Here is a 5,105-nt window from a genome sequence, read left to right on the forward strand (position 1 = left end):
TGGGGAAATCAGGCAGCCTGCCAGGGTGGCAGCTTTGCCGTGGAATCAGTGGCAGCTTTCGCGTGGAATGGGTGGCAGGCTTCGTCTGGAATCAGTGGCAACCTTGGTCTGGAATACGCATGGCAGTCCGATTCAAACCGCTTTTGTTGATCCTCAAGACACGAAACAAATCCCATAGCAGCACTCCTTTCTTGTTGTGTTCTAAAAACATTACCAACAGAAAGTGGCATGGCCCTGCACGAGTTGTGGCGAATAATGGCAATCGTGCCAGCACCGAATTCCCGGTGTTGGCATGTCGCTGATTTCCAGCAAATATTATGGATGAAAATAGGAGTGGTGTTATGAGAGTTCTGAGACTTGCAGAGGTGATCGAGAAAACCGGCCTGGCTAGGTCCACTATTTATAAGTACACCGATCTGGGCAGGTTCCCCAGACCGATATCACTGGGTGGTAAATCTGTAGGCTGGATCGATTCGGAAATCCATGAGTGGTTGCAGGAAAAACAGGTCGAGCGTGATATGCGGCATGGAACGTCCAGGGGCTGGGGCCTTTAATTATTTCAGAAAACGTTGTGGACGACAGTGGCCTTGGGTAGACGTTCCCTCCCGAGGCTTGCCTAGTCTTCTTTACCTCACCTAATCATAAAATCCTGCAAAAATTTATGACTACAAGAAGCGGATGCCCATCTAGGATGAGCGTCCGCTATTCTTAGGTTTTACGCCGCCTTTGCGACCCAAACCAAAGCCAACCCTATATAAATCTGGCATGTCGATACGCCCGTCTTTCCGTTCTTCAAAAACGCCAACGGTGAGCAAATCATTTCTTACGCCGCTCCAGCCCTTCTCGGCATGCTGAGGAGGCAAACGCCCTCCTGCATTTGCATCTTCGGGCCCCCTTGGAAAGTAGTCGGTCCAACGCTGGGATATGACCTCAAAAGCAACCGGCACGGTCAATCCACGTAAAGGATCGAGCACAGCACGAACCCAGGGATAATCCTCTGCAAGTTCGCTAACTCGAATTTCCGAAGCTTTCTGCACCCCACGCTTGATACTTTCAAAATGTAAAGCGTAGTGATGCTCCGGATAACGCTCAGATGTGTCTTCCCCTGCTTGGCGAATAGCTGCGATAAAAGAGCGGGGGGACGTACGCCCCTGCCCATCCGCGAGGTGTCCGACAGTCCAAACGTAAGGAACCCCCCTGCGACGATCTCTCCCCATCCAAGGTCCAGCGAGGGACTCAAATAGCGTACGTTGAGCCGGCGTCTCCCTTTTTACCTGATCATTAGGAAGGTAACGATCCTGATCATGCAGAGGTTCAATGCCTAATTTGCGTGTATAAATCTCACGTAGGATATTCCCATGTTCACCCGGCCCATTAAGCAAGTACTGCCATAACAGCCCATGTAAATCATGTGGCTCCCAAGACAGCTCAGCCTTGGTCGCCGTCAATTTGGATGCATCAGGAAAGTCAGTTACCGTACGTTCCAGCTGATCTTCTCGTAAAAAGATTTTCGCAGATAGGCATGCGTAAGGCTTCAGCCAAAGAGCGACGCGTAGAAGTCCACGAACGATCTTATCCATGATGAGCCAGTCACTGCTCAACCTATCCAAAGCATCGAACAGGATAATGCCGTATACACCTTCTGCGCTGAACTGCTCGTTAACTTCACTCATTGCCTGTGCAATTTCTTCTGGGTTACTGGCTACCCACTCAACGCTCTCTTTCCAGCTTGCGCATGGGAGATTTCGATCAAGGAACTCGACAGCCCACCTAATTACGACTGCGCGCCAAACGGCAAAAGGATCGTACCCCTGATGAATCAATTGCGTAAACGTTTCTGAATCAGGATAAAGATTAGGCTCTGGTCGCTCAGAAAACCCAATACGGATATGAGCCTGATCTAACTGAGGAATTGACGAACCAAGCCTTCGGCGCAGCGCCCTATCATTCAGAGCCGCAGTCCATACAGATTTACCCACACCTCTTGTGCCAACAACCAGTTGGCATTCCGGCCTTAACGCCTTTAGATGGGTAGGAGGCACATATAGATGTTCCGGTGGTGGCGCGCTACCACTATAAGAGGTGTCCACAGGTAGCGCATTTATAAGGGCGTTTCGAGTCTGGCTAATCACAATGATTATTTTCCTCTAGCGATGAAGCGGCGAGATTAAGCCCCGCAATAAGCTTGCCATAAATAGACTCAACCTCATCTCGGTCTATTTTCCCCAGCCGGGCATGCAAAGATGTCAGAGCTGCGAAACCAAGATGCCATTTAATCGGCCAAGGGTAATGAGGAGCACCCGAATCACTGTCGTCAAAATTCCATAATTCACTGGCCGTTTCCCCGGGTGGCACCTCATCATAAAGCGCACCGGAAAATAAATCCCAGCTGCTTTCTTTCAGACTATCAAAATACTCGACTGCCCCCCTTTCTGGGATCATCGCTCCGACCAATTGCAAGCGCTCCCTTATTTCTCGAGCCACTCCTGCTTGATTCCAGTAGTCAAAAAGTATTCTGTAGCCAGACCAGGTCTGCTCCCCATCAATAGCAAACAAAAGAACCAAGCCCGCACCTAGATCAGTTACGCAGCTAGAGGCAACCTCATCTATTCCGGAGCGAGAATCCATAAGGATTATGTCAGGCTTCCAACGCTGCTCAAGCCGAGTGATTAATCTATTAAGGCGTTGGGACCAAGGTTCAATCTTTCCTGCCTCACCTGACTTCGGCATCCAAACCCTTCCGAGCTTTGCTATGTAGTCCCCAGGATCGGCCCCGTGCGCAGGTACCACGTAGATCTCACCATCATGAGAAAGCTCGCTAGTTGCAACTAAATCCTCGAATACTGTTGCACCATTATCAACTAAATCTTCCACCAACCAATCAGTTATACCGTAAGTTGGCCGACGCTCAGATGGTAGCAACCCGGTGGATAACCCCGGAGACTCAAGGTCCAAGTCCATCACTAATACACGTTTACCGGACTGTGCCAGTGACCAAGCGGACGCCGCCATAGCCGTAGAGCGCCCGACGCCACCTTTGATCGAAAAAAAAACTACGCGAGGCGCACCTTCAACCACGGGTGAAATGCTCGCCCAACGCCCAGCGGTAGCTAGACGGTCAGCAACAATCGCACCCGTCAAACCTTCAAGCGGAAAGCATGGAGCTTCGCTGAGCACAGCAGACACATCATCCTCGTACAGAATCATTTGTTCATGGGGGAAAGCATGCGGAGTAAGTCGTTCTGCTAATTCCTGCGAGATTGTCCCCAATACCACTGATTCGCGCGAAACCTTATCGAAATCAGCAGATACAATCAGGCGTACCCGGCCATTTAGGTCACGATTGACTATGATAGGCTGCATGCGCTCAATCAAGTCTGCATGAGGAGTTAGCACCTCCCTTACAATCATCAAAATTTCATCAAAAGTGATCATATCAACCCTTCCCGCCTCGCTTTTTGAATCAGTTTGCGCACTTCTTCAGCTCCATCTCGGTGCGGCCTGACTCTAACCTCATCAAATTGATTCCGGTTTGCATATCGTTGCGACACATGCCAGTTCTGATAGGGATTGGTCGTAGGCAAGCTATAGTGAGCCCCTTGATGGTGGCCACTCCGATATGCTTCGTATCTCGCCCAAACGCCGTCTGCATGCTCCCTGTCCTGCCTTTCTTGTGGCCTGTCCCGATTCACATCGAAAGGCATACCAAACGCTCGCATTAGCCTTTTAAGACCACATTCAGCACACATACCAAATAGCTGGTCTGCATTTGCCCAACACCCCATTCCAAACAACTGGTCGGCATCCTCCCAGTGGCGAAAGTGCGCGTCCAAAAAGTCACTGTTCATTCTTTATCGTACACCATTGTCTGACTGTGCTGCCCCAAAGGCGAATTGAAAACAAGACCGTCAGTTGGAGCCCCCTTTACTTAGAAGCTTCGCTGACTTAACGACCTATTTTAAATTCGCCGGGAGCAGTCTTTCATGAAAATCCACCTAGGCAATCTGGCCTCAGAGCATTGTGGTCAATAACCGAACTGAGCAACCAGTAAAAAATCTTCAGCCCAGCGCACTTACCTACTAGATACACGCAGCGGCAGCACCTTGAATACTCACACCACATTAGCACGCGAGATTAACATAACCACGCCGTTTCAGGATCATAAGCCATCTCAATAATCGCAATCCGTCTTCCAGGGTTACATAAAGTGAAACGGAACCGAGTGTGTGATATCGAAAACGAGTTGTGGTAATCGGCCTCTTAACCGAGTGGATTTCGACCAAGAGCGCCCTATCTATCACGTCAGTTGCCCTCGAGAATCATTTGAACTACCTTGAACTCTTTTGACACCGGCCAAGTGATATGACTGATCAGATACTGACCATTAAAGAAGTCGCAGCGTACCTGAAAGTGCACGAACGAACCGTGTATCGCTTGGCCTCTAAGGGTGCAATACCGGCTTTTAAAGTAGCCAACTCATGGCGCTTTAAAGAGGAAGAGATCCAATCATGGATTAAGACCCGCACAGTCGCCCCAAGCGGCAATGTTAGTCAGGGGCACGCTGGATTATGAAAAACCTGTGGAAACAAATCACTCCTTCCGATTTCACATGGGAGCGGGAGGCATTGGATTATGCCAAGGAAATTCTGCCGGACCATGAGCCCTACCGTGCATGGGCCAATTTTGAATTCATTGCTCAAAACGGCTCGATCAATGAAGTAGATCTCTTGGTGCTGACCCCCAAAGGTTTGTTCCTGGTTGAAATCAAATCACATCCAGGGGCTATCCGGGGTGACGCGAATACCTGGGTATGGGAAAAGCCTGAGGGCGGCATAAAAGCGTTTGATAACCCCCGTTTGCTCGCTGATCGAAAGGCGAAGAAACTGGCGTCATTACTGAAAACTCAGGCATCCGCTCGCAAGTCCAAGGAAACCATCCCATTCATCAATACAGTTGTTTTCCTATCTGCCGAGCATGTTGTTAAGGAGGCTCTGAATAAGTCTCAAAATCAGCGATAATACGGTCATCGTCAACTGCACAGGATTCGTTGCCACCATGGATCAGATCACCTTCTCCGAAGCCGAGTACCAGACCAAGAAGCGTAA

Annotated in this window: 6 protein-coding genes; 4 read left to right on the forward strand and 2 right to left on the reverse strand. The window is 49.7% G+C overall.

Going from position 1 to position 5,105, the window contains the following annotated elements:
* Nucleotides 1-302, forward strand: a 302-nt coding sequence (locus QPL98_RS19095; RefSeq protein WP_303293834.1) for a hypothetical protein, incomplete at its 5' end; no start/stop codon positions are given.
* Between the two features lie 39 nt (nt 303-341).
* The gene (locus tag QPL98_RS19100) at nt 342-554 is read left to right on the forward strand and encodes an AlpA family transcriptional regulator (protein ID WP_153741774.1); all 213 of its coding nucleotides are present in this window, start codon (nt 342-344) and stop codon (nt 552-554) included.
* 132 nt (nt 555-686) lie between these two features.
* Here QPL98_RS19100 and QPL98_RS19105 read toward each other — a convergent pair whose 3' ends face one another.
* The gene (locus QPL98_RS19105) at nt 687-2,132 is read right to left on the reverse strand and encodes a hypothetical protein (RefSeq protein ID WP_227549008.1); all 1,446 of its coding nucleotides are present in this window, start codon (nt 2,130-2,132) and stop codon (nt 687-689) included.
* Nucleotides 2,125-3,435 (reverse strand): AAA family ATPase, encoded by a 1,311-nt coding sequence (locus tag QPL98_RS19110; RefSeq protein ID WP_153741776.1) that lies wholly within the window; start codon nt 3,433-3,435, stop codon nt 2,125-2,127. The genes QPL98_RS19105 and QPL98_RS19110 overlap by 8 nt, the downstream gene beginning before the upstream one ends.
* A gap of 927 nt (nt 3,436-4,362) precedes the next feature.
* On the opposite strand from QPL98_RS19110, the gene QPL98_RS19115 reads away from it, so the two are divergent.
* Entirely contained in the window at nt 4,363-4,572 is a 210-nt protein-coding gene (locus QPL98_RS19115) for a helix-turn-helix domain-containing protein (RefSeq protein WP_153741777.1), read from the forward strand.
* Nucleotides 4,569-5,018: an NERD domain-containing protein gene (locus QPL98_RS19120; protein WP_153741778.1), complete on the forward strand. Its 450-nt coding sequence runs from the start codon at nt 4,569-4,571 to the stop codon at nt 5,016-5,018. Before QPL98_RS19115 ends, QPL98_RS19120 begins: the two co-directional genes overlap by 4 nt.
* Nucleotides 5,019-5,105: the final 87 nt, after the last annotated feature.

The sequence above is a fragment of the Marinobacter sp. ST-43 genome (assembly GCF_030541085.1).
Taxonomy (GTDB): Bacteria; Pseudomonadota; Gammaproteobacteria; order Pseudomonadales; family Oleiphilaceae; genus Marinobacter; species Marinobacter nauticus.

Coding starts and splice junctions, on each gene's coding strand:
- QPL98_RS19100 (WP_153741774.1), top strand. CDS start 342: ATGAGAGTTCTGAGACTTGCAGAGGTGATCGAGAAAACCGGCCTGGCT.
- QPL98_RS19115 (WP_153741777.1), top strand. CDS start 4,363: ATGACTGATCAGATACTGACCATTAAAGAAGTCGCAGCGTACCTGAAA.
- QPL98_RS19110 (WP_153741776.1), bottom strand. CDS start 3,435: ATGATCACTTTTGATGAAATTTTGATGATTGTAAGGGAGGTGCTAACT.
- QPL98_RS19120 (WP_153741778.1), top strand. CDS start 4,569: ATGAAAAACCTGTGGAAACAAATCACTCCTTCCGATTTCACATGGGAG.